This window comes from Planococcus soli, from assembly GCF_016881065.1.
GTDB lineage: Bacteria > Bacillota > Bacilli > Bacillales_A > Planococcaceae > Planococcus > Planococcus soli.
Genome location: NZ_WXYN01000023.1, coordinates 13,255 through 33,899 on the forward strand (window position 1 = coordinate 13,255; position 20,645 = coordinate 33,899).

General features: G+C 44.0%; 23 protein-coding genes, 1 pseudogene and 2 riboswitches. Of the genes and pseudogenes, 13 read left to right on the forward strand and 11 right to left on the reverse strand.

The window, feature by feature from the left end; genetic code table 11:
• The first annotated feature begins 41 nt into the window (after positions 1 to 41).
• Positions 42 to 500, forward strand: coding sequence for an RNA deprotection pyrophosphohydrolase (gene ytkD, locus GJB59_RS12610; protein WP_142829507.1), 459 nt, complete (start codon positions 42 to 44; stop codon positions 498 to 500).
• Positions 481 to 1,260 (forward strand): alpha/beta hydrolase family protein, encoded by a 780-nt coding sequence (locus tag GJB59_RS12615; protein ID WP_142829505.1) that lies wholly within the window; start codon positions 481 to 483, stop codon positions 1,258 to 1,260. Before ytkD ends, GJB59_RS12615 begins: the two co-directional genes overlap by 20 nt.
• A gap of 77 nt (positions 1,261 to 1,337) precedes the next feature.
• Here GJB59_RS12615 and pckA read toward each other — a convergent pair whose 3' ends face one another.
• Positions 1,338 to 2,927: a phosphoenolpyruvate carboxykinase (ATP) gene (gene pckA, locus GJB59_RS12620; RefSeq protein ID WP_142829503.1), complete on the reverse strand. Its 1,590-nt coding sequence runs from the start codon at positions 2,925 to 2,927 to the stop codon at positions 1,338 to 1,340.
• Positions 2,928 to 3,333: 406 nt separating this feature from the next.
• Positions 3,334 to 3,446, forward strand: a riboswitch (SAM riboswitch).
• 202 nt (positions 3,447 to 3,648) lie between these two features.
• Here pckA and metK point away from each other — a divergent pair.
• The gene (metK, locus tag GJB59_RS12625; protein WP_142829501.1) at positions 3,649 to 4,857 is read left to right on the forward strand and encodes a methionine adenosyltransferase; all 1,209 of its coding nucleotides are present in this window, start codon (positions 3,649 to 3,651) and stop codon (positions 4,855 to 4,857) included.
• Between the two features lie 60 nt (positions 4,858 to 4,917).
• Here the strand turns inward: metK and GJB59_RS12630 are convergent, their stop codons facing one another.
• On the reverse strand, positions 4,918 to 5,433 hold the full coding sequence (locus GJB59_RS12630) for a gamma carbonic anhydrase (RefSeq protein ID WP_142829499.1): 516 nt from the start codon (positions 5,431 to 5,433) through the stop codon (positions 4,918 to 4,920).
• A gap of 114 nt (positions 5,434 to 5,547) precedes the next feature.
• Between GJB59_RS12630 and GJB59_RS12635 the strand changes: the two genes are divergently transcribed.
• On the forward strand, positions 5,548 to 6,354 hold the full coding sequence (locus tag GJB59_RS12635) for an alpha/beta hydrolase (RefSeq protein WP_142829497.1): 807 nt from the start codon (positions 5,548 to 5,550) through the stop codon (positions 6,352 to 6,354).
• 137 nt (positions 6,355 to 6,491) lie between these two features.
• Positions 6,492 to 7,499 (forward strand): LLM class flavin-dependent oxidoreductase, encoded by a 1,008-nt coding sequence (locus GJB59_RS12640; protein ID WP_142829495.1) that lies wholly within the window; start codon positions 6,492 to 6,494, stop codon positions 7,497 to 7,499.
• 119 nt (positions 7,500 to 7,618) lie between these two features.
• Here the strand turns inward: GJB59_RS12640 and GJB59_RS12645 are convergent, their stop codons facing one another.
• Together GJB59_RS12645 and GJB59_RS12650 are read right to left on the reverse strand one after the other, a co-directional pair.
• Positions 7,619 to 8,563 carry a cation diffusion facilitator family transporter gene (locus GJB59_RS12645; RefSeq protein ID WP_142829493.1) on the reverse strand — a complete coding sequence of 315 codons (945 nt, stop codon included), beginning with the start codon at positions 8,561 to 8,563 and terminating at the stop codon, positions 7,619 to 7,621.
• Between the two features lie 70 nt (positions 8,564 to 8,633).
• A complete protein-coding gene (locus tag GJB59_RS12650; RefSeq protein ID WP_142829491.1) occupies positions 8,634 to 8,969 on the reverse strand; it encodes an ArsR/SmtB family transcription factor in 336 nt (111 codons plus the stop codon).
• Positions 8,970 to 9,274: 305 nt separating this feature from the next.
• Between GJB59_RS12650 and GJB59_RS12655 the strand changes: the two genes are divergently transcribed.
• Entirely contained in the window at positions 9,275 to 10,321 is a 1,047-nt protein-coding gene (locus tag GJB59_RS12655) for a threonine aldolase family protein (RefSeq protein ID WP_142829489.1), read from the forward strand.
• 198 nt (positions 10,322 to 10,519) lie between these two features.
• On the opposite strand, the gene GJB59_RS12660 is transcribed toward GJB59_RS12655, so the two are convergent.
• Positions 10,520 to 11,461, reverse strand: coding sequence for a helix-turn-helix transcriptional regulator (locus tag GJB59_RS12660; protein ID WP_236015667.1), 942 nt, complete (start codon positions 11,459 to 11,461; stop codon positions 10,520 to 10,522).
• Positions 11,462 to 11,546: 85 nt separating this feature from the next.
• On the opposite strand from GJB59_RS12660, the gene GJB59_RS12665 reads away from it, so the two are divergent.
• The gene (locus GJB59_RS12665; protein ID WP_236015668.1) at positions 11,547 to 12,527 is read left to right on the forward strand and encodes an NADP-dependent oxidoreductase; all 981 of its coding nucleotides are present in this window, start codon (positions 11,547 to 11,549) and stop codon (positions 12,525 to 12,527) included.
• A 137-nt stretch (positions 12,528 to 12,664) separates the two neighbouring features.
• Here GJB59_RS12665 and GJB59_RS12670 read toward each other — a convergent pair whose 3' ends face one another.
• The 5 genes from GJB59_RS12670 to GJB59_RS12690 all read right to left on the reverse strand — a co-directional run bounded on the left by GJB59_RS12670 (position 12,665) and on the right by GJB59_RS12690 (position 15,212).
• Complete coding sequence (locus tag GJB59_RS12670; RefSeq protein ID WP_142829485.1) at positions 12,665 to 12,979, reverse strand: DMT family transporter; 315 nt, start codon at positions 12,977 to 12,979, stop codon at positions 12,665 to 12,667.
• Positions 12,979 to 13,320: a DMT family transporter gene (locus GJB59_RS12675; protein ID WP_142829484.1), complete on the reverse strand. Its 342-nt coding sequence runs from the start codon at positions 13,318 to 13,320 to the stop codon at positions 12,979 to 12,981. Before GJB59_RS12675 ends, GJB59_RS12670 begins: the two co-directional genes overlap by 1 nt.
• A 64-nt stretch (positions 13,321 to 13,384) precedes the next feature.
• A riboswitch (guanidine-I (ykkC/yxkD leader) is annotated at positions 13,385 to 13,482 on the reverse strand.
• 87 nt (positions 13,483 to 13,569) lie between these two features.
• Positions 13,570 to 14,193: an FMN-binding negative transcriptional regulator gene (locus GJB59_RS12680; protein ID WP_142829483.1), complete on the reverse strand. Its 624-nt coding sequence runs from the start codon at positions 14,191 to 14,193 to the stop codon at positions 13,570 to 13,572.
• Positions 14,194 to 14,219: 26 nt separating this feature from the next.
• Positions 14,220 to 14,735 carry a spermidine/spermine N(1)-acetyltransferase gene (gene paiA / locus GJB59_RS12685; protein WP_142829481.1) on the reverse strand — a complete coding sequence of 172 codons (516 nt, stop codon included), beginning with the start codon at positions 14,733 to 14,735 and terminating at the stop codon, positions 14,220 to 14,222.
• A gap of 24 nt (positions 14,736 to 14,759) precedes the next feature.
• Positions 14,760 to 15,212, reverse strand: coding sequence for a MarR family winged helix-turn-helix transcriptional regulator (locus GJB59_RS12690; protein WP_142829479.1), 453 nt, complete (start codon positions 15,210 to 15,212; stop codon positions 14,760 to 14,762).
• Between the two features lie 279 nt (positions 15,213 to 15,491).
• Here GJB59_RS12690 and GJB59_RS12695 point away from each other — a divergent pair, with 279 nt between their 5' ends.
• The 6 genes from GJB59_RS12695 to GJB59_RS12720 all read left to right on the forward strand — a co-directional run bounded on the left by GJB59_RS12695 (position 15,492) and on the right by GJB59_RS12720 (position 20,059).
• Positions 15,492 to 15,842, forward strand: a complete 351-nt coding sequence (locus tag GJB59_RS12695) for an ArsR/SmtB family transcription factor (protein ID WP_142829477.1) — start codon at positions 15,492 to 15,494, stop codon at positions 15,840 to 15,842.
• A 13-nt stretch (positions 15,843 to 15,855) separates the two neighbouring features.
• Positions 15,856 to 17,151 carry an arsenic transporter gene (locus GJB59_RS12700; RefSeq protein ID WP_142829475.1) on the forward strand — a complete coding sequence of 432 codons (1,296 nt, stop codon included), beginning with the start codon at positions 15,856 to 15,858 and terminating at the stop codon, positions 17,149 to 17,151.
• Between the two features lie 33 nt (positions 17,152 to 17,184).
• Positions 17,185 to 17,604: an arsenate reductase (thioredoxin) gene (gene arsC, locus GJB59_RS12705; RefSeq protein ID WP_142829473.1), complete on the forward strand. Its 420-nt coding sequence runs from the start codon at positions 17,185 to 17,187 to the stop codon at positions 17,602 to 17,604.
• A gap of 51 nt (positions 17,605 to 17,655) precedes the next feature.
• Positions 17,656 to 18,084, forward strand: coding sequence for a protein-tyrosine phosphatase family protein (locus GJB59_RS12710; RefSeq protein ID WP_142829471.1), 429 nt, complete (start codon positions 17,656 to 17,658; stop codon positions 18,082 to 18,084).
• Positions 18,085 to 18,347: 263 nt separating this feature from the next.
• Entirely contained in the window at positions 18,348 to 19,013 is a 666-nt protein-coding gene (locus tag GJB59_RS12715; RefSeq protein WP_142829469.1) for a haloacid dehalogenase type II, read from the forward strand.
• Between the two features lie 287 nt (positions 19,014 to 19,300).
• A complete protein-coding gene (locus tag GJB59_RS12720) occupies positions 19,301 to 20,059 on the forward strand; it encodes a TerC family protein (protein ID WP_142829467.1) in 759 nt (252 codons plus the stop codon).
• Between the two features lie 71 nt (positions 20,060 to 20,130).
• Here the strand turns inward: GJB59_RS12720 and GJB59_RS12725 are convergent.
• Positions 20,131 to 20,645 (reverse strand): annotated as a pseudogene (locus GJB59_RS12725) (LTA synthase family protein); the annotation flags it as partial.

Below are 20,645 nucleotides of genomic sequence, written 5' to 3' on the forward strand. Positions count from 1 at the left end.
GAAATTTAGTGTACGCTTTTCTTATGCATCGAGGTGGAAAAATGCAGTATCAGGATCTTAACGGATATCCATGTGAACTATCATTTGAAAAAAATAGCTTTTCTTTAGAAAGCAGGCATGTATTGGTCATTTGCCAATATAACGGAAAATGGGTGCTGACCCGGCACAGTGCACGCGGTCTGGAATTTCCAGGAGGCAAAGTAGAAGCAGGTGAAAGTTTGCTAGGAGCTGCAAAACGGGAAGTATACGAAGAAACCGGTGCTCATGTAAAAGAGCTGGAATGGTTTGCTGAGTACGTGGTGTATTCGCCAAAACCATTCTGCAAAACGGTTTTTGCCGGAGCGGTGGAAAAGGTGGACAAGATTCCGCTTCTTGAAACAGAAGGGATTGTGTTAATGGAAAAGCTGGAGCTGGGCGACGAGTTCAGTTTCCTAATGAAAGATGCAGGGATGAGGACAATTTTAGAGAAGGTGAAGCAACTTGGAAAATGGGACGATTAAATCGAAAAAACACTTTCCTTCACCAAATCCCCATGTCCGCTTAACGGAAATTGTTTATTGGTCAGAAGGATTGAAGGTAAAAGGAATGCTTGCCGAACCGAAAAAGCCTGGCAGCTATAGCGGCATCTTGTATTTAAGAGGAGGCATCCAATCGATTGGAATGGTTCGCCCAGCTCGTATTGCTCAGTTTGCTGCACAAGGTTTTGTGGTGTTTGCCCCGTATTACAGAGGCAATCGAGGCGGGGAAGGGCGAGATGAATTTGCCGGTGCCGATCGCTGGGATGCAGTTCACGCTGTAGATGTGTTGAAAAAATACAGCAATGGGAAAGTGCATTTGCTGGCATTTTCAAGAGGCGGCATCATGGCGCTGTGGACTGCAATTCTGCGGCCGGATGTCACGTCGCTTGTAACATGGGCTGGAGTCACAGATACGGTGCTGACCTATAAAGAGCGGCCGGATATGCGGCGCATGATGAAACGGCTCTACGGCGGAACACCAAATACAGCGCTTGCCGCATATGAAGAGCGCAACCCGCTAATGCGGATTGACGAAAGCAATGCGCCGATGCTGATCATCCACGGGTTAAAGGATGAAAATGTCTATCCTGCCCAGGCATATCTGTTGGAAGAAGCCTTGGAGCTTAACGTCCAGCAATACGAAACTTGGTATTTCCCGGAGTATACACATTTCTTTCCGCCAGCAGCCAATCATAAGACGGTCAAAGCAATTTGCCAGTGGATGAGAGTGAAAGAAAGTTAGAACAACAAGATCCATTTTCTCCATAAAATCAAAAAAAGCCCGTTCGGATTTTACTCCGAACGGGCTTTAAGGGATGCTTATTTTTGAAGTGGTCCGCCAAGCGTCGTGATTTCAGGTGCGACAGTCCCGAACTTCTGGAAGTTTTCCTGGAATTTTTGTGCTAATTCCACAGCTTTTAAATCGTATGCTTCTTTATCCGCCCATGCATGGCGCGGGTTTAATACATCAGCTGGTACACCAGGTACTTGTATTGGAATTTCAAGGCCGAAGACAGCTTCTTTTTCAGTCGGAACATCATTCAATTCGCCTTTGATGGCAGCGCGAACCATTGTCCGTGTGTAAGAAAGCTTCATGCGGCTTCCGACTCCGTAAACGCCGCCTGTCCAGCCAGTGTTGACAAGGAAGACTTGAACGCCATGCTCATCAATCTTGTTGCCCAGCATTTCAGCATATACCGTCGCATGCAGCGGCAGGAATGGCGAACCAAAGCAAGTTGAGAACGTTGCTTCAGGTGAAGTGATTCCGCGTTCTGTACCCGCTAATTTTGATGTGTAGCCGCTTAGGAAATGGTACATGGCCTGCTCTTTTGTCAGCTTGCTGATTGGAGGCAATACGCCGAAAGCGTCCGCAGTCAAGAAAACAATTGTTTTTGGATGGCCCGCAACTGAAGGGTCAACGATATTGTCAATTGCCTGCATCGGGTAGGCAGCACGTGTGTTTTCAGTCAATGAACCGTCGTCGTAATCCGGGATGCGTGTATCCGGATCGACAACTACGTTTTCCAAAACCGAACCGAAACGAATCGCGTCATAGATTTGTGGTTCGTTTTCACGCGAAAGGTTGATGGTTTTTGCGTAGCAGCCGCCTTCGATGTTGAAGACGCCATTATCGGACCAACCGTGCTCGTCATCACCGATCAGCTTGCGGTCTCCGTCAGCTGACAAGGTTGTTTTGCCTGTACCGGACAAGCCGAAAAATAAAGTTACGTCGCCATCTTGGCCTACGTTTGCTGAACAGTGCATCGGAAGGATGCCTCTTTCCGGCAACAGGTAGTTCATGATTGAGAAGATGGATTTCTTCATTTCGCCAGCGTACTCAGTTCCGCCGATCAAAATAATGCGCTGCTCCATTGATACGATGATGAATGTTTCTGACGCCGTACCGTCAACTGCAGGGTCTGCCATAAATGTAGGCGCATAAACCACAGTGAATTCAGCTTCATGCGCCTTTAGCTCTTCAGCCGATGGACGGATGAACAATTGGTGGGCAAACAAGTTGTGCCACGCATATTCATTGATCGTTTGAATTGGCACACGTGATTCGTGGTCTGCTCCGGCAAATCCTTTAAAAACGAAAAGAGCATCTTTTTCTTTTAGGTGCTTAATCACTTTAGCGTAGAGTTTTTCAAACACTTCGCTGGAAATCGGACGGTTTACATTGCCCCAGTCGACTTTGTTTTTAGAGCTTTCTTCTTCCACCATGTATTTGTCTTTCGGTGAGCGGCCAGTGTATTTTCCTGTTTCCGCTTTTACAGCGCCTTCCCGAGTCAAAACCGCTTCCCCACGGGATGTTGCTGCTTCCACTAGTTGTGGCACTGATAATTGAACATGTACATTTTGGCCAGTTAAAAGATCCTTTAAATCGTTTGCAAAGTTCACTGAAGTCATATATATGTACCTTCCTTTTCTATTATTCCCATGGTGATGGGGAGGATGTATATTCGTTCATTAGTATAACACATTAGGTTTATTAGTCTATACTAATCCACTTCGGAAATCAAAAAATATTGTCTAGACTTCTATATGAGGTAGGATTCTACAAGTAAATAAGCTATATAAGGTATACTTAGAGTTTAAGTTTGCCGTCTTTAAACGGCCGTCATGCGAATGGTTTTCAACATTTAAATCGTATATAAAGCCGAAAATCATTAGTTCTACTTAAATAAAGGTGTCTACGGAAAGTGCAGCATTTTTGTTGGAAACGGGTAGCAGCTAACTCAATATAATTTATTTAATTTGTAAAAAATGTTGACATCCCCGTACTATTTCCGTATGATGAAAAATTGAACGGATACTCTTATTCCGAGCTGGTGGAGGGGACAGGCCCTATGAAACCCGGCAACCTGCTGCTATTGCAGTGATGGTGCCAAACCTGAAGCAAGGTGCACAGGCCTTGGATGATAAGAGTGAAAGGTGCTTATGATGATTCTCCTTTCCTCATTATGTATGAGTGAAGGGATTTTTTTATGGAATGCCCTTAATCCTCGTGTGAAAGGCCACAAACGGCTTGAAGTTCAATCTGGATTTTGTCTGGAACGGACTTGACATGGGAAACGAGTACCGTATCAATTTCGAGAGCAATCTCGCAGGATATAAGGAGGAACATTTTTTGAAAAACCGTCGATTATTTACATCAGAATCAGTAACAGAAGGACATCCGGATAAAATTTGTGACCAAATCTCAGATGCTATTTTGGATGCAATCTTGACCGAGGATCCAAACGCGCGTGTTGCGTGCGAAACGACCGTAACGACAGGACTGGTTCTAGTAGCCGGAGAAATCACCACTTCAACTTATGTGGATATCCCGAAAGTCGTTAGACAAACGGTAAGAGAAATTGGGTATACACGAGCTAAATACGGTTTCGACTCAGAAACAAGTGCTGTTCTTACAGCGATCGATGAGCAATCACCGGATATCGCTGCAGGAGTCAACGTAGCGCTTGAATCGCGCGAAGGCCAAATGACAGATAAAGAATTGGATGATATCGGAGCAGGCGACCAAGGGTTGATGTTCGGATACGCCAACAATGAAACAGAAGAATTGATGCCATTGCCGATTTCATTGGCACATAAATTGGCACGCCGTTTAGCAGAAGTACGCAAAGAAGAAATTCTTCCATACTTGCGTCCGGATGGCAAAACGCAAGTGACTGTCGAGTATGACGAAAATAACAAACCGCTTCGTGTGGATACGATTGTTATTTCGACTCAGCATCATCCGGAAGTAACACTGGAGCAAATCCAGCGCAACATCAAAGAGTATGTCATTAAAGAAGTCGTTCCTGAGAAATGGATCGATGAAGATACTAAATACTTCATTAACCCAACGGGGCGTTTCGTTATCGGTGGACCTCAGGGAGATGCAGGCTTGACTGGCCGCAAAATCATCGTAGATACCTACGGTGGATATGCACGCCACGGCGGCGGCGCATTTTCCGGTAAAGACGCGACAAAAGTTGACCGTTCAGCAGCCTATGCTGCACGCTACGTGGCGAAAAACATCGTAGCTGCTGGCCTTGCAGACAAATGTGAGGTCCAACTGGCATATGCAATCGGTGTAGCACATCCTGTATCGATCGCTTTTGATACATTCGGAACGGGCGTTGTAGATGAAGACAAACTAGACGATTTGGTACGCGCAAACTTTGATTTGCGTCCTGCTGGAATCATCAAGATGCTTGATCTTCGCCGTCCGATCTACAAGCAGACTGCAGCCTACGGCCATTTCGGACGTACGGATGTTGATCTTCCTTGGGAGCGCACAGACAAAGCAGCAATTTTGAAAGAACAAGCTGGCGTCGAAGCTGGCATTTGATCTTTTGTGGCATGAAAAAGGACGGCCCGGCAGTGATGCCCGGTCGTCCTTTTTTTCATACTATTCTTTTTGAAGCGATTTGTAATAAGCGCCTTTTTCAGCATATTCGCGAACAATCCGTTCCATGTCCACCTTGTCATCATCACGCAGTTCCCGGACGACTTTCGCAGGGCGCCCAAGAGCGAGCATGCCGGGTGGGATTACTTTACCAGGCGGAACCAGGCTGCCGGCCCCGATAAATGCGCCTTCTCCGACTTCGGCACCGTCAAGAATGATTGAGCCCATGCCAACCAATGCCCCTTTTCGAATGGTGCAGCTGTGGAGGGTCACTTGATGGCCAATTGTTACTTCGTCTTCCAACAGCAATGTTTTACCCGGGCTTTGGTGCAGCATGCAAAGATCCTGGATATTTACTTTGTTGCCGATAATGGTTGGAGAGACGTCACCGCGAATTACCGTATTGAACCAAACCGATGATTCAGCTCCGATGGTCACATCACCGGAAATGGTTGTATAGTCTGCGATAAAAACAGATGGGTCAATTTGGGGGAATTTGTCTTTAAATGGATAAATCATGGCAAAGCTCCTTTAAAAAAGATAAGATATTCTATAATCGTAACAAATGAAATCAAAACGTCAAATCGAAGTGCAGCCTCAACTCGTGATGGGCGAAAGAAAGGAAGTTGGACTATGTGGAAATGGCAGGCAGAAGGAACGGCAAAGGCGGTAGTCGTGCTGGTTCACAGTGCGTATGAACAGCATTTACGCTATGCGTGGCAAATCGAAAAATGGCGATCGGCTGGATTTCATGTCTATATGGGAGATTTGCCAGGCCATGGCAAAAACGCGGGAGCCGACAATGTCCACCGCGAATCGTTTGATGTCTACGAGCAGGCAGTGCATGATATGCTGAAGCTGTCATCGGAAAACGATCTGCCGGTATTTGTCATTGCCCATGGCCTTGGTGCCACCATCACCATGAATATTCTTGGCAACCGAAAATTCAATGTAGCCGGAGCCGTCTTTACGTCTCCGTGGCTGCAGTTAAAGAAGTTGCCGCCAAAAGCGCCCAACGCATTTCCAGGTGTTGCCCAACTAACCGGACGCAGGAAAATGGACCACGAAATCACGCTGCGTGATCTGACGAGAAGCCAATTCACCCTTGACCAGGAAGCCGAAAACAAGATGTATCATACTGTCATCACTGCATCGTGGTTTAAAGAATTGCAGAGCTATATGAAAGAAACAGCAGCTGCTGTCGAGGTTTATCCGCAGATTCCGACCTATCTGCACACAGCAGAGCGGGATGCAATCACCGAAAAAGAAACTGCCCGCCAATGGCTGTTGAAGCAGCAGCTCACCGAGTTCAGCTACAAGGAATGGAAATTCTGTTACCATGACATTTTTCAGGAACCGGAAAAAGAGGAAGTGTTTTTGGCGACGCAAGGGTTTATTCACACCGTCTTGCGTTCGGTCGGTTACGTGATTGAGGAATAAAGAGAAACTTCAATCAGTGGAGGTTATTCCCGCTGATTGTTAGTTGATCCAATCGGACTTTTACGGTCAGTGGATCTCCCGCTCGAAGGAGGGAGAGCCCTACTGCCCGTTAAAGCGGGATAAAGGAGAAAACGACAATGGCATTAACCTATAGCATACTCGACCAATCACCTATTTCAGAAGGCAGCTCTCCGCAGGAAGCCCTGAAACAGACAGCGATCCTCGCACAAAAAGCCGAGCGATGGGGTTACACACGGTTTTGGGTGTCAGAGCATCACGACGCGGCGACGTTGGCCGGCTCTTCTCCGGAAGTGCTGATTGCACATCTCGGTGCTGTGACGAAAAGCATTCGCCTCGGTTCTGGCGGTGTCATGCTGCCGCATTATGCCGCTTTTAAAATCGCGGAAAACTTCAAACTGCTGGAAGCTTTGTATCCAAATAGAATTGATGCAGGAGTCGGCCGAGCACCAGGAGGAATGCCACGCGCTTCCTATGCGTTAAATGAGGGGAAAAAGCGTGATACAAGCCAGTTTCCTGCGCAAATCGACGATCTTCGCATGTATTTGACGGATTCAATTCCTGAAGAACATCCTTATTACGGCATGAAAGCGACACCGGTAACTAAGCACAGCCCGCCAATCTGGATGCTAGGCTCGAGCGAAAACTCAGCAAAGTTAGCGGCAGAAAAAGGGCTGCCATATATGTTTGCACATTTCATCAACGGCGAAGGCGGACAACAGTTTGCGCAAGAATACCGTAAACACTTTAAGTCCCATGAGGAAAGCAAGCCGCATGTAGGCTTTGCGATATTTGTCGTCTGCCAGGAAACGCCCGAGGAGGCAGAACGCGTGGCTTCCTCGATGGATCTTTCTCTGTGCATGGGAGCACAGGGCATGCCATCCAAAGGTACACCGCCGCCAGAGACAGCAATGGCTTATTCATATTCCAAATTCGAAAAATTGCTGGTAGCTGAAAACCGTCGGCGGATGGTTGTGGGGACTCCAGACCAAGTTGTGGACCAATTGGAGGCATTGGCAGCCGAGTACGGAGCAGACGAAGTGATGCTGGTGTCATCTGCCTATGATTTCAAAGACAAACTGAATACTTTTCAGCTGGTAGCGGAAGAAATGCAGAAACGCCAATAGGAAATTTCCTATTGGCGTTTTTTTGGCGTAAAATATTTTTTTAAGACTCTGAGTGACAGATGGTAAGTTACAACATATGAAGCTAACTTAAAAAGAGCCTATTTTAAATTGTCATCAATTTAATGGGAATGGTTGTGTAATGGGTTATTTTTTACCGTACAAAGAATAGAGTCGTTGTGTTGATGTGCCTTTGTTTCCATTTGAATTGTCACATGAGATATCCCTTTATGTTCAAGGCTATATTCAAGGTTGTGCAATATGTGTTCGCTTTCTGCAATAGTTAGTTGGTTATCGACCACTGCATGGCAGGACAAGGCATTCATCCCACTGGTGATGGACCAGATGTGAAGATCGTGAATTCCCTGGATTCCTTTTGTCTTGCTGATGGTTTCAAGGATATCATCTACATCAACGTTGTGCGGAGTTCCTTCCATCAAAACATGTACAGCGGCTTTGGTCACAAAATAACCGCTTCTTAGAACAAGGACTGCTACAATCACACTTGCCGCTGGGTCTGCCCATCCCCAGCCAAAGAATATGATCAGCAGCGCAGCTGCAATGGCGCCAACAGAGCCCAGCATGTCGCTTAAAACATGCAAATAAGCGCCGCGCATGTTCAAGTTTTCGTGGGTATCCCCGCCGCGCATCATAATCCAGGCAACAACAATGTTTACTGCCAGTCCGATGACGCTGATAATGAGCATTCCGGTAGTGGCAACTTCCGGCGGGTTTGCAAAACGCTCAATAGCTTCATAAAAAATATAACCGGCAATCGCTATTAAGGTCACGCCATTTATGACTGACGCCAAGATCTCGAACCGCTTGTATCCGTAAGTTTTGCTATGATTAGCAGCTTTTTCGGCCAGCTTGAATGCAATAAGAGCAATTGCCAATGAAATAGAATCGCTCAGCATATGGCCAGCATCGGATAAAAGAGCCAAACTGTTTGTCAAAAAACCACCGATGGCCTCAACAATCATGTAACTGGTAATGATTAAAAATGAAATTTTCAAAACTTTTTTGTTTGCTCCGTGCGTGTGGTCATGATTATGATCATGTGCCATCATAAGCCCTCCTCGCAACTTCTAAAGTTAGTAGAGTCCACTGTAATTTGATTGACACATCAACCCGAGCTTAATTATGGGTTGCGTGCTCAATGGCCTGATTCAGCAAATTCATAATATGGTCGTCGTCTTTTGAATAGTACAGGGTGGTTCCGGCTCTTCTGTATTTGACTAAACGCAATTGCTTTAAAAAGCGCAGTTGATGGGACACGGTGGACTGCCCTAAATCCAATTTTTCAGCCAGCTCATTAACGGAATGTTCGGCAGAGCACAATAGATTCAAAATGCGAATCCGTGTCGGGTCGCTCAATGCCTTGAACGTTTGGGACACAAGAAACAAGGTTTCTTCATCTAAAGGGTGTTCATTTAGTAAGAAATTTTCATCTTTTTTAAAATCCTTATTCATCAGCTATGCACCTCCAAATGGAATAGTAGAAAATCAATTATCAATATATGAGCATATGTTCATATATTGATTGTAAGGCGAATATCAAGGAATGTCAAGGCGGCAGCCACTGGCTTTTTTCAATCAAATAATGAATAATATGCAGAAATAAAGCAGAAGGTTGTTAACCATTTTTAAAAAAGGAATGCAGGAGTTGCAGCACTTTGTATATTCAGGAGTTTAGTGCTTTCATTTGGTGGCTAAAAGAAAATGCGGTTTAATAGAGTTAGAACATAAATGAAGATCAGCAGAAGGGGGAAAAGAGGTTGATAAGATTTGAGAATGACTATGCAGAAGGAGCACATAGACGAATTTTGGAACGGCTATTGGAAACAAACGAAGAACAAAGCGCAGGCTATGGCATGGATGAGTATAGTGAACGAGCCAAAATGTTAATAAAGGATGCCTGCGATGCGCCCTCAGCAGATGTTCATTTCCTGGTAGGGGGTACGCAAACAAATACGATTTTAATCGCTTCTGTTTTGCGCCCCCATCAAGGTGTGATTTCTGCACATTCGGGCCATATTGCCGTACATGAAACGGGTGCAATAGAAGCGACGGGCCATAAAGTCCTTATTTTGCCGAGTGAAGATGGAAAAATTAACGCAGAACAAGTTAGGCGGGTGCATGTAGAGCATTGGAACGACCCTACTCACGAACACATTGTCCAGCCGGCCATGGTCTACCTATCCAATCCGACAGAATTGGGCACAACCTACAGCAAAACAGAGTTGGAACAGCTGCGGAAGGTGTGCCTGGATTGTGAGTTAATCTTAATGATGGATGGTGCCAGACTGGGATACGGATTGGCTTCAGAAGGCAGCGACTTAACATTAGCCGATGTTGCCAGACTTTGTGATGTGTTTTATATTGGGGGAACAAAGATTGGTGCATTGTTTGGAGAAGCTGTAGTGATTACAAATCCAGCTTTGAAAAAAGATTTCCGCTACATGATCAAACAAAGAGGCGGGCTGTTGGCTAAAGGACGGATACTGGGAATCCAGTTTGAAACGCTTTTTCAAGATGGCTTGTACATGGAGTTGTCCAAACACGCAGTGGATGCGGCAACAACCATTCGAGCAGCTTTTGAAAATAATGGAATTAAATTAAGATATGACTCGAAAACCAACCAGCAATTTCCGATCCTCAGAAACGATGAGATAGAAAAATTAAGCAAAAAATATGCATTCCATACTTGGGAAAAGATAAATGAAACCGAAAGCGTCGTCAGGTTCTGCACCAGCTGGTCTACTAAGGTGGAACATGTGCGTGCATTAGTGAATGATATTGAATCACTGAAACGCAGGCAATAAAATATGGAAGAGTTTTTTTGAAGTATAGCCATCGAAAAAATTATGGCAGCAGTAAAAGACCGAAAAAAGGGCGGACTTCCTTCAAAAAACAGTAGAGACAGCATGGCAACGAATTCTGCCTGCTGTCTCTTTTTGTATATAGCGTGCTCGACAATTATCGACATGGATCATTCGGGCAAAAGCTAAGGGTCAGTTAAATTATGTGTACTGATCAATTATTTCACGTGAAAGATTGCAGATACTAGCTATAATTTCTGGGGGTTCAATAATTTTTACGGAAGTGCCTAGCTGGAAAAAGTACCTCGAAACATATTCAATTTCAGTGCTGCTTATAGTTGCTTCTATATAACCGTGATCATCATCTACCTTTGTGATGTGTGTTTCCAGCCAAGGCTCTCCGCTGCATTGCCTCATTCCTTCACGTGTCAATTCAACATGCAATTTTATGGAATTTTTGGATTCCTGGTTATGCTGACTTCTCAGCCATGATTTTAAATCAGTTCCGGTATCTACGTTTTGATGTGTGTTCTCCATAGAAACGATTCTATCCACTCGATAAAGTCGGATTTTTCCGATGCTTACATCCGCGGCAGGCATATACCAAAGACCGTCATTCGCATAAACTCCCAAAGGAGCAACATTCTTTAAGGTGGTTTTGGTTTTCGAATAGTATTCTATTTTTAGTAGCTGATTTTCAGCTGCGGCATTGATAATTTCTTTCAAAAAAGGGGAGGGAAGGTTTCTATTTTTGGTTTCAAATAAAAGTACCTCATCTAGTCGAACGACTTTTTTCTTGGCGTCGTTTGGAAGATTAGCATATAACTTTCTTGTAACAGAGTTGACATTGACCTCAAAAGGCAATGACTTTAAATTTTTTAAAGCCTGAAAAGCAAAAAAGATGGAAAATGCTTCGTTCTCGTCAAAAATGACTGGCGGCAGCACTCTATCATGCAATAACCGGTAACCACCATTGCGTCCAGGTTCAGTATAAAGGGGAATGCCCATTTCAGTTAATTCAAGCAAGTATCTGTGTGCAGTTCTTATTGAAACACCAAATTCGTTTGCCACATCTTGTGCTACAAATACGCGTTTCGAGTTTACGAAGAGAATCAAATCGAATAGTACTTTTGTTTTGGACATGATCATTTCTCCTTTAATAATGACATGTATTGTCATGTTATTAGCTTAAAATAGAAAATAAGCAAATACAAGCGGAGGTGGAATGATGGATAGCAATTTAAATATGGGTAAAAATTTTATGAAAGCGGCTGTCTTGCACGAGTTCGGAGATGAAAACCAGCTGGTGACAGAATGGATTCCAATACCCCAAGTAGATGATCATGATGTTTTGATAAAAGTTGAAGTTGCAGGGGTCGGTCAATGGGATATTTTTGAAAGACAAGGCGGATATGCAAAGATGCTGAAATTGGAAGCAAAGTTTCCGTATGTATTAGGGTCTGAAGGTTCAGGGACTATTGTTTCGAAAGGGAAAAGTGTGAAGGGGTTTGAACGAGGAGATAAAGTGATGGGGATAGGATTTCTGAATCCTAAAGGCGGTTTTTATGCCGAGTTTGCTGCTCTCGAGCAAAAATATGTAACTCATATTCCACCAAGTATAAGTGTTGAGGAAGCTGGTGTTATTTCAGGAGCAGGAATAACGGCGCTGCGCGGACTGGAAGATATCTTACAATTAAAAAGGGATGAATCCGTTATGATTTTTGGTGCCAGCGGCGGAGTGGGACATATTGCTGTGCAGCTTGCCAAACAAATCGGCGCCAAAGTTTTGGCCGTTGCATCGGGAGCTGATGGAGTCGAGATGGTTCGAAAGCTTGGTATAGAGAATATTGCGGATGGTTACAGAAACGATCTTCTGTCTGCGGCAAAAGCAGTTGAACCTGAAGGGTTTGATGCAGCTTTGTTCACTGCCGGTGGAGAAATAACCAAAACAATTATGCAGTCGATTAAACCTGGAGGCAAAGCTGCCTATCCAAATGGTGTTTATCCACTGCCGACTAGTGAAAAAATCAAAGTGACTGCATTTAATGGAGAGCCTGATGGGGATATAATTAGCAGGTTTACCAACCATGTAAAGATGGGGAATGTAAAAGCGCATATAGATAAATCCTTTTCGTTGGAAAATGCATTTGCTGCTCATCTGGCATTACAGAAACATTATCTAGGGAAGTTGGCACTAGAAACAACGTGAAACTGATTTAACCTATTTGGAATTCGAAAAGGATAAGATTTCGAGAGAAACGGCAATATCAAATAAGAAGCGAGAAACTTAGCTGCAAGTTTCTCGCTTCTTATAATTCATAAATTAAAGGATAGAGGGTTTGCGGTTCAAGAAACCAGTTTCAACCCAACTGCTGAACCCAACACCATGGCAATAAAGAGGATTCGCTTCCAATCCTTGGATTCATTGTAGAAAAGCATGCCGAGTATAGCACCGCCGGATGCTCCGATTCCAGTCCAAATGGCGTAAGCTGTTCCCATGGCCAGGGTTTCCATGGCATAAGCCAAAAAGATAAAGCTTGCACCAAAGCCAATAAGCAACAATAAAAGAGATTGCCAATTGCGGTCCTGATGCAGCTTGTTGATCATTGCCACACCGAACATTTCAAATACGCCTGCCAAAACCAATGCTGTCCACGCCATTATACTCTTCCTCCTTCAGAAATCGGATCTTTCGTTACTAATTTCAAGCCGATGACGCCTGCCAACAAAACGCCGACCAACAGAAGTTTGGCTGCACTGAACGGCTCGTTAAAGATGATGATTTCAGATAGAACTGTTCCTGCTGTCCCAAGTCCAACAAAAACCGCATAAACCGTTCCGACCGGCAACTTACGGCCTGCCATGATCATGACCGTGAAACTGATGACAATTGCGATGACTGTAATTGTCCAATCCCAAAACCCATCAGCATGTTTTAAGCCAATGACCCAAACAACTTCAAAAACCGCAGCAAGTATTACTTTCACCCAATTTGAATTCACTCTAAATTCCTCCTAGTTTGTATCTATAGAAATAAAAAAGCCCGGGAGAACTGTAAAAAACAGTTTCTCCCAGGCTTTTGTCCTTCCGTGACACAGCAGAGCTGTGAGTTTTCTCTCGGACCAGGCCAGTGTGTATGCTGCGGAACCCTAGAAAACATTTCAGATATGCAATTACTTTGTATTGTACAAGCTTTGCCGGAATACTTCAAGCCACTTGTTCGATTGCTGCCCGGATGAAGAATTGAAAACTTAAAGCGGATTTTTAGAGTTTCTGCCCATCACATCAGCGACTTGCTTTGAAGCTGAACTTTCTTCTTTTTGCAGCCGGTCGATGATGTTCTTGTAATCCGTTTCGTTTCGGTTCTGGCTCATTTTATACGCGGCTTGAACTTCCCTGATTGGAATCCTGAACCCTACAATGCCTTTTAGTTCTTTTTCCAGCAGTGAAGGGGAGAGGTTGTCCCATAGAACCGGATTTTCACGGTGGCTTTCGTATTTTTGCATTAAGTTCGTCAAATCCTGTTTTAATTCTTCTTCGGTCATAAGTTGTGCGGTGCCATAGAGATGGACAGCCTGGTAGTTCCAGGTTGGAACGTTTTCCTGTTCATACCAGGAAGAAGAGATATATGCATGTGGCCCCTGGAACATGATGAGTACTTCTTCAGACGTTTCAAATGTTCGCCACTGGGGATTTCCGTATGCCATATGCCCGGTTATGAAATAATCTTCACCTTGTTTTTTCAACTGAAGCGGGAGGTGGGTCGCAATGGGTTTTCCTTTTTTTGTAGTGACAAGTGTTGCGAACGAGTTTTGCTGAACAAAATCTGTGATTTCATCAAAATCGCTGACCTTAAAATATTTTGGAATATACATAAAGATCCACCTTTCAGATATGCGTATTAAAGTGTCTTAACCATGATCAAATCCGTTTGCTCATCATCGCCCATATAAAATGAATGCGATCCTGTCTGGACAAATCCTTTTTTGCGATAAAATGCGAGCGCATTATCGTTGTTTTCCCAGACGCCGAGCCAGATCGTTTTTTTGTCTTGTTGGTGTGCCATCTCAATTGCTTTGTTTAACAATTGCTTGCCAATGCCTAACTTTTGAAAAGCTTTCCTTACATAAATTCGTTCAACTTCCAGTGAGTCCATGCCCATGGGTTCTGTCTGTGCGTTGTCGGTATTGAGTTTCAGGTATCCAGCAATATGCTGGCCAGAATAAATAAAAAAGAAATCTGAAAAAGGGATGGCGAGTTCCCGTTCGAGTTTGTCGAGGGGGTATGCTTGTTCCAAATAAGCAGCAAGGTTTTCAGGTGTGTTGTGTTCTTTGAACGTCTCGGTATAGGTCTCGATACTTATGTTTTGAAGTTCGTGCAGGTCGTCAAGTGTGCATTTTTTTATCATTGTCGTCATATGGATTGTCGCTCCTTTGCTGTCTCAATAATCTCGCTTGTTGCCTTTTTTTACCGATTCCCAGTCCTTTTCGACATTTTTCCGGATGCGCTGCAAAAGCACAAATGCGCTATCTTTTTCTTCTTCGGAAAAGCCGCTTAAAGCTACCTCATCTGAATGGGCATTTTCTCTTTTGATAAAAGGATAGACCGCATTCGCTTTTTCGGTAGGGAAAAGCCCTTTGGTTTTTTTGTTGTATGGATCATCTTTTTTTTCGATAAACCCATTTGCTTCAAGCTTTTGAAGTGCACGGGTAGCGGTGGAACGATCCACTTTGATCATTTCCAGCAATTGTGCATGGATAATTCCTGGATGTTCACAAATCCGCACAATGTACAAATACTGTCCTTTGGTCAAATCGAACTCTTTGAATTCGATGTTGCTGATGGAATCCAGAGCTCTCGCTATCATGCCGATTTCACGCAAAATTTCTTTCATGGAATCTCCTCTTTTACAGTTTAGTTGCAAATACAATAAAAATAATTAAGAAAAATATATCATCATTTTGTTGCACTTGCAACAAAAATCTTGTGGGTTTGATGTCTGTCTTTAAGAAATATTTTCATATTCTAGTTGTCCATTAAGTTATAAGGCTTATTTTAGCAGATGCTCTTGAACATATAAGTATATGCTGATATGATATTGTAAGTTTCAACAGCAGCAATAAAAGAAATTCCATAGCTTTAAAAGAATCCAATGAATGAGGTGAAAGAAAAGATGGAAGTAAAAGCGAAGGAAATTGAAATCGAACAAGCCACCACCGTGTTAAAGCTTCTAGGAGACAAAACGCGATTGTCCATGATGAAGCTGCTTGAAAAGAATGAATGCTGTGTCTGCGAATTTGTAGAAATCTTTAACATTACACAGCCGGCCATCAGCCAGCATCTGCGCAAATTGCGCGATGTCGGATTGGTGAAGGAAAACCGAAAAGGGCAGTGGATTTTTTATTCGCTGAACACAGACAGTACGATGTATGAAATGGTGTTGCATATTCTGGCATTTATTCCAAGCCAGGACGAGCGGATCCAGGAATTAGAAAAACAAGGTTTGCGAATTAGTTGCAAATAATGGAGGGAATTACATGTTACAAGTGGTTTTAGCATCGGTGATTTTCCTCCTCACACTTGTACTCGTCATTTGGCAGCCGCGCAATCTTTCGATTGGGTGGTCAGCTATCGGCGGTGCAATTCTTGCCTTATTGGTCGGGGTAGTCGATTTTCAAGATGTATCGGATGTAGTAGGAATCGTATGGAACGCAACACTGGCTTTTATCGCCATCATCATCATCTCGTTGATTCTGGATGAAATTGGATTTTTCGAGTGGGCAGCTTTACATATGGCGCGAATCGCCAAAGGAAACGGATTGCGCATGTTTGTTTTTGTCAGCATCCTCGGTGCTTTTGTAGCAGCCTTGTTTGCGAATGACGGAGCAGCGCTGATTTTAACGCCGATTGTTCTGGCAATGGTCCGGAACTTGAATTTCTCGGAAAAAATGATTTTCCCGTTTATCATCGCCAGCGGATTTATAGCGGATACGACGTCGCTGCCGCTAGTCGTCAGTAACTTGGTAAACATCGTTTCGGCCGACTTTTTCGGCATTGGATTTGTGGAATATGCATCCCGGATGATTGTTCCGAATCTATTTGCTTTAGTTTCCAGTATTTTGGTGCTGTATTTGTTTTTCCGCAAAGACATACCGAAAAACTACGATGCAACAAATTTGAAAAAGCCGGTTGATGCCATCAAGGATCACAAGATGTTCCGCCTGTCATGGGTGGTTCTTGCGGTATTGCTCATCGGCTATTTCTCAAGTGAATTTATTGGTGTACCGGTTTCCATCGTAGCCGGCATCATCGCCATCTTCTTCTTACTGATGGCACAGAAGAGTCCGGCTGTCCGCACGCGGATCATCTTGCGCGGGGCACCGTGGGCGATTGTCTTCTTTTCACTTGGCATGTACGTCGTGGTCTACGGACTTCGAAATGTCGGGTTGACCAGTATTTTAGCAGATGTTATTCAGACCGCTGCAGATCAAGGATTGTTTGTGGCGACGATGTCCATGGGCTTTATCGCAGCCATCCTATCGTCCATCATGAATAACATGCCGACCGTGATGATCAATGCCTTGGCGATTTCCGAGACACAGACAAGCGGAACTATTCGCGAAGCGTTGATTTATGCGAACATCATCGGGTCGGATTTAGGTCCGAAAATCACACCGATCGGCTCACTTGCTACATTGCTATGGCTTCACGTGTTGTCGGTAAAAGGTGTGAAAATCTCATGGGGGACGTATTTCAAGGTCGGTATTATCTTAACGGTTCCGACGCTGATTGCGACTCTCGTAGGGTTGTATCTATGGTTATTAGTTCTGTAAAAATAAATGTAAAAGAAAAAGGAGTTTTTTCTAATGACGAAAAAAACATTATATTTTCTCTGCACTGGCAATTCATGCCGCAGCCAGATGGCAGAAGGCTGGGGAAAACAAATCCTTGGGGATGAGTGGCAGGTCTTGAGTGCGGGCATCGAAGCACACGGACTGAACCCGAACGCCGTAAAAGCAATGAACGAAGTGGACATCGACATTTCGGGCCAAACTTCCGACATCATTGACTTGGAAATCTTGAACAATGCCGACTTTGTCGTAATGCTTTGCGGCGATGCGGCGGACAAATGTCCGATGACACCGCCGCACGTCAAACGCGATCATTGGGGATTTACCGATCCGGCGAAAGCAGAAGGATCGGATGAAGAAAAATGGACGGTCTTCCAAAATGTCCGTGATGAAATTGGAGAGCGGATTCGTCAATTTGCGGAAACAGGCAAATAGGAAAATGAAATTACCAGGAGCAACGGAAAATCCAAGATTGGAGGAAACGACATGACTAAAGAATATCAGGAGTTAGTAAAAGACCGCATTTTTATTGGTGGCGCAGCCGATGCAAGAGCCGCAGCAGCTACTGAAAACATTGATGTAGTGATCGACTTGCGTGCAGAAGCAGCAGAAGGCGAATATGATTATGTCCGTGTCCACAGTCCGATAGTGGATGATTCGGATGAGCAGCAGGATGAGTCGATTAAAAAAGCCATCGATCAAGTAGTGGATGCCTATAATGGAGGCAAGAAAGTCTATTTCCACTGCGCAGGAGGCAGCAACCGGGCCGGTACTGTAGCTGTCGGTACGCTATTGGCACTTGGCAAAGCTGATACGGTTGAGGAAGCGGAAGCCCAAGCGACTGCTGTACGCCCGATCATCATGGTGAAACCACAATTAAAAGAATCACTCAAACGTATTTTTCATCAAAACTGATTTTTAGAATGGTAATTAAAGTGGGCAGAATAGTTTGTTTCTGCTTCCCAATAGTTATTTTGATAGGTAGACAAATGGAGCTCGCGATTGGGCTCTTTTTGTTTTGGCTGTGGTCAGGTAAAACATAGGAAATTCGGTCTTGCTGATTGAATGTGGTGCACCGGCTGTCTTGCCAATTTCTGCAGGTCTGACTAGCCTCTTGAATTTGGGGTATAAGATGAATCAGACTTTCTTTAAAGTAAACCGCCAAAGGAGGGTGTAAAATGGACAATTCTATCAAAGCTTTTGTTTTCGATGTTTACGGAACATTGTTTGATGTAACGGCGATCAAAAAAGAATGCGAGGATCTCTATCCGGGCTACGGTGAGAAGATCAGCCAAACTTGGAGAACCAAACAAGTTGAATACTTTATGCTGCGCCAGCTGATGGGGAACTATGACACACTCTACTCCATTACACACCAGGCATTGAAACATACCCTAAAAGAAAATGGTCTGCAGAGCAGCGAACAGAACGAACATCTGTTGCTCGAAGCCTATCTCCATTTGCCACTATATATGGAAGTTGAGGCAGTTCTTGCTCAATTGGAAGATAAGAATTTAGTGGTATTTTCCAACGGCTCCCACGATATGCTGGATCCTTTGATCGAGAATGCCGGATTGACTGATTTATTTTCACGCATTATCAGCATCGATGAAGTCAAACAGTTTAAGCCTGCGCCTGCATCTTATGAATATGCATGGGAGAAATTCGGTATTGAAAAACACGAAGTCCTGTTTATGTCATCAAACGGCTGGGACATTTCAGGTGCTAAAAATTTCGGGTTTCAAACGGCTTGGATCAACCGCAAAAACTTACCGAAAGAAGAGCTTGGATTGGAGCCGGATTATATTTTCAAAGATTTAAACGGATTATTGAAATGGAAGTAGCAACTGGTCCAACTAAAATTGAAAAAACTTGCAATAAATAAAATAATTCACAATTCGGACGAATTTTTAGTTCCCAAAAAGGCCGCTTCATGTTATTGTATTTATACAACGAAATATACTTTTGACTTCACGTCAAAGGGGAGTAGCTTTAGGGAAACCTATTTCACAATCGTCATTACATGGTTCGTAGCCATCGGTTGTGATAGCAGAAATTTGCTTAGCGAGACCTTTGCCTTTAATTAGGCAAGGGTCTTTTTTGTTGGCAAAAAATAGGAGGATGATGAAAGATGGAAGCAATTTTATTGGAATATATATGGGTGTTGCTGGTATTGGTAGCATTGGAAGGATTGCTCGCTGCGGATAACGCGGTAGTCATGGCAGTCATGGTGAAACACTTGCCGAAAGAGCAGCAGAAAAAAGCGTTGTTTTATGGATTGCTCGGAGCTTTTGTCTTCCGTTTTGCGGCCTTGTTCATGATTACGCTGTTGGTTGACGTATGGCAGATCCAAGCTTTGGGAGCCGCATATTTATTATTTATTGCTTTTAAGCATATTTACGATCAGCGAAAAGGAAAAGAACATACAATCGAACCGGAATCGACAAAGGGCTCTGGGTTCTGGATGACGGTGTTGAAGGTTGAACTGGCGGATATTGCTTTTGCGGTCGATTCAATGCTCGCTGCAGTTGCCTTGGCAATGACGCTGCCGCATCTTGGCAACATGGAAATCGGCGGAATTAATGGCGGACAGTTTGGCGTCATGCTTGCTGGCGGTTTAGTCGGTATCATCATTATGCGATTTGCAGCCCACAAATTCGTCAAGCTGCTGGCAGATTATCCTCAATTGGAGACTACCGCATTTGTAATTGTCGGCTGGGTAGGCGTCAAATTGACAGTACTGACATTGTCACACGAAAAGCTCGGAATTTTGCCATACGACTTTGCGCATTCAACAGAGTGGAAACTGATTTTCTGGACAGTGTTGTTGGGAATTGTTTTGGTAGGCGCACTGATCAGTATCAAGAAGAAGAGAGAACTGGAAGCATAAGGCTTACGCAGTTGCTGTTAAACGTAAAAAGGAAGACCAGCTGCCTTTGGGCAGTTGGTCTTCCTTTTTTCTTATTGATCTGCATCAAGCAATTGGCCAGTTTCTTCATCGTAAAATCGGAGAAGATCGCCATTAATGACTCTTTCTGAGTAATTTAATTCTGTTAAAGCCTGATCTGCAAAAGGAGCACACAGCTCCTGATCAACTAGCTGGCCAGAACGGTTTTCGTAACAGGTACTTCCGGCATAGACGTAATCGTCAGTAACAAAACGTCCATCGCGGAAAATAGCGAATTCATCACGTTCTTCGGAAAACAAATCACTGCCGAACTGCATGTCCGTGTCCGATTCCACTCCCATCAAATTGAGAATCGTTGGGCGCATATCGATCTGGCCGCCAATCTCTTCATTGACATGGCCCTTGCCTGATCCTGGNATATTGGGACATCGCTTCGTTATGGTTTTCTGAGATGCCGTAATGATCCCCATACATGACGATAATCGAATTTTCGTAAAGACCTTGTTCTTTCAGATCATCAAATAATTCCTTAACGGCTTCGTCCAGATAGCGGCTTGTCTGGAAAAAG

Bases quoted from the DNA above. Each gene is read 5' to 3' on its own strand.
- ytkD (WP_142829507.1), top strand. From the start codon at position 42: ATGCAGTATCAGGATCTTAACGGATATCCATGTGAACTATCATTTGAA.
- pckA (WP_142829503.1), bottom strand. From the start codon at position 2,927: ATGACTTCAGTGAACTTTGCAAACGATTTAAAGGATCTTTTAACTGGC.
- GJB59_RS12630 (WP_142829499.1), bottom strand. From the start codon at position 5,433: ATGATTTATCCATTTAAAGACAAATTCCCCCAAATTGACCCATCTGTT.
- GJB59_RS12635 (WP_142829497.1), top strand. From the start codon at position 5,548: ATGTGGAAATGGCAGGCAGAAGGAACGGCAAAGGCGGTAGTCGTGCTG.
- GJB59_RS12640 (WP_142829495.1), top strand. From the start codon at position 6,492: ATGGCATTAACCTATAGCATACTCGACCAATCACCTATTTCAGAAGGC.
- GJB59_RS12645 (WP_142829493.1), bottom strand. From the start codon at position 8,563: ATGGCACATGATCATAATCATGACCACACGCACGGAGCAAACAAAAAA.
- GJB59_RS12650 (WP_142829491.1), bottom strand. From the start codon at position 8,969: ATGAATAAGGATTTTAAAAAAGATGAAAATTTCTTACTAAATGAACAC.
- GJB59_RS12660 (WP_236015667.1), bottom strand. From the start codon at position 11,461: ATGTCCAAAACAAAAGTACTATTCGATTTGATTCTCTTCGTAAACTCG.
- GJB59_RS12665 (WP_236015668.1), top strand. From the start codon at position 11,547: ATGGATAGCAATTTAAATATGGGTAAAAATTTTATGAAAGCGGCTGTC.
- GJB59_RS12670 (WP_142829485.1), bottom strand. From the start codon at position 12,979: ATGGCGTGGACAGCATTGGTTTTGGCAGGCGTATTTGAAATGTTCGGT.
- GJB59_RS12680 (WP_142829483.1), bottom strand. From the start codon at position 14,193: ATGTATATTCCAAAATATTTTAAGGTCAGCGATTTTGATGAAATCACA.
- paiA (WP_142829481.1), bottom strand. From the start codon at position 14,735: ATGACGACAATGATAAAAAAATGCACACTTGACGACCTGCACGAACTT.
- GJB59_RS12690 (WP_142829479.1), bottom strand. From the start codon at position 15,212: ATGAAAGAAATTTTGCGTGAAATCGGCATGATAGCGAGAGCTCTGGAT.
- GJB59_RS12695 (WP_142829477.1), top strand. From the start codon at position 15,492: ATGGAAGTAAAAGCGAAGGAAATTGAAATCGAACAAGCCACCACCGTG.
- GJB59_RS12700 (WP_142829475.1), top strand. From the start codon at position 15,856: ATGTTACAAGTGGTTTTAGCATCGGTGATTTTCCTCCTCACACTTGTA.
- arsC (WP_142829473.1), top strand. From the start codon at position 17,185: ATGACGAAAAAAACATTATATTTTCTCTGCACTGGCAATTCATGCCGC.
- GJB59_RS12710 (WP_142829471.1), top strand. From the start codon at position 17,656: ATGACTAAAGAATATCAGGAGTTAGTAAAAGACCGCATTTTTATTGGT.
- GJB59_RS12715 (WP_142829469.1), top strand. From the start codon at position 18,348: ATGGACAATTCTATCAAAGCTTTTGTTTTCGATGTTTACGGAACATTG.
- GJB59_RS12720 (WP_142829467.1), top strand. From the start codon at position 19,301: ATGGAAGCAATTTTATTGGAATATATATGGGTGTTGCTGGTATTGGTA.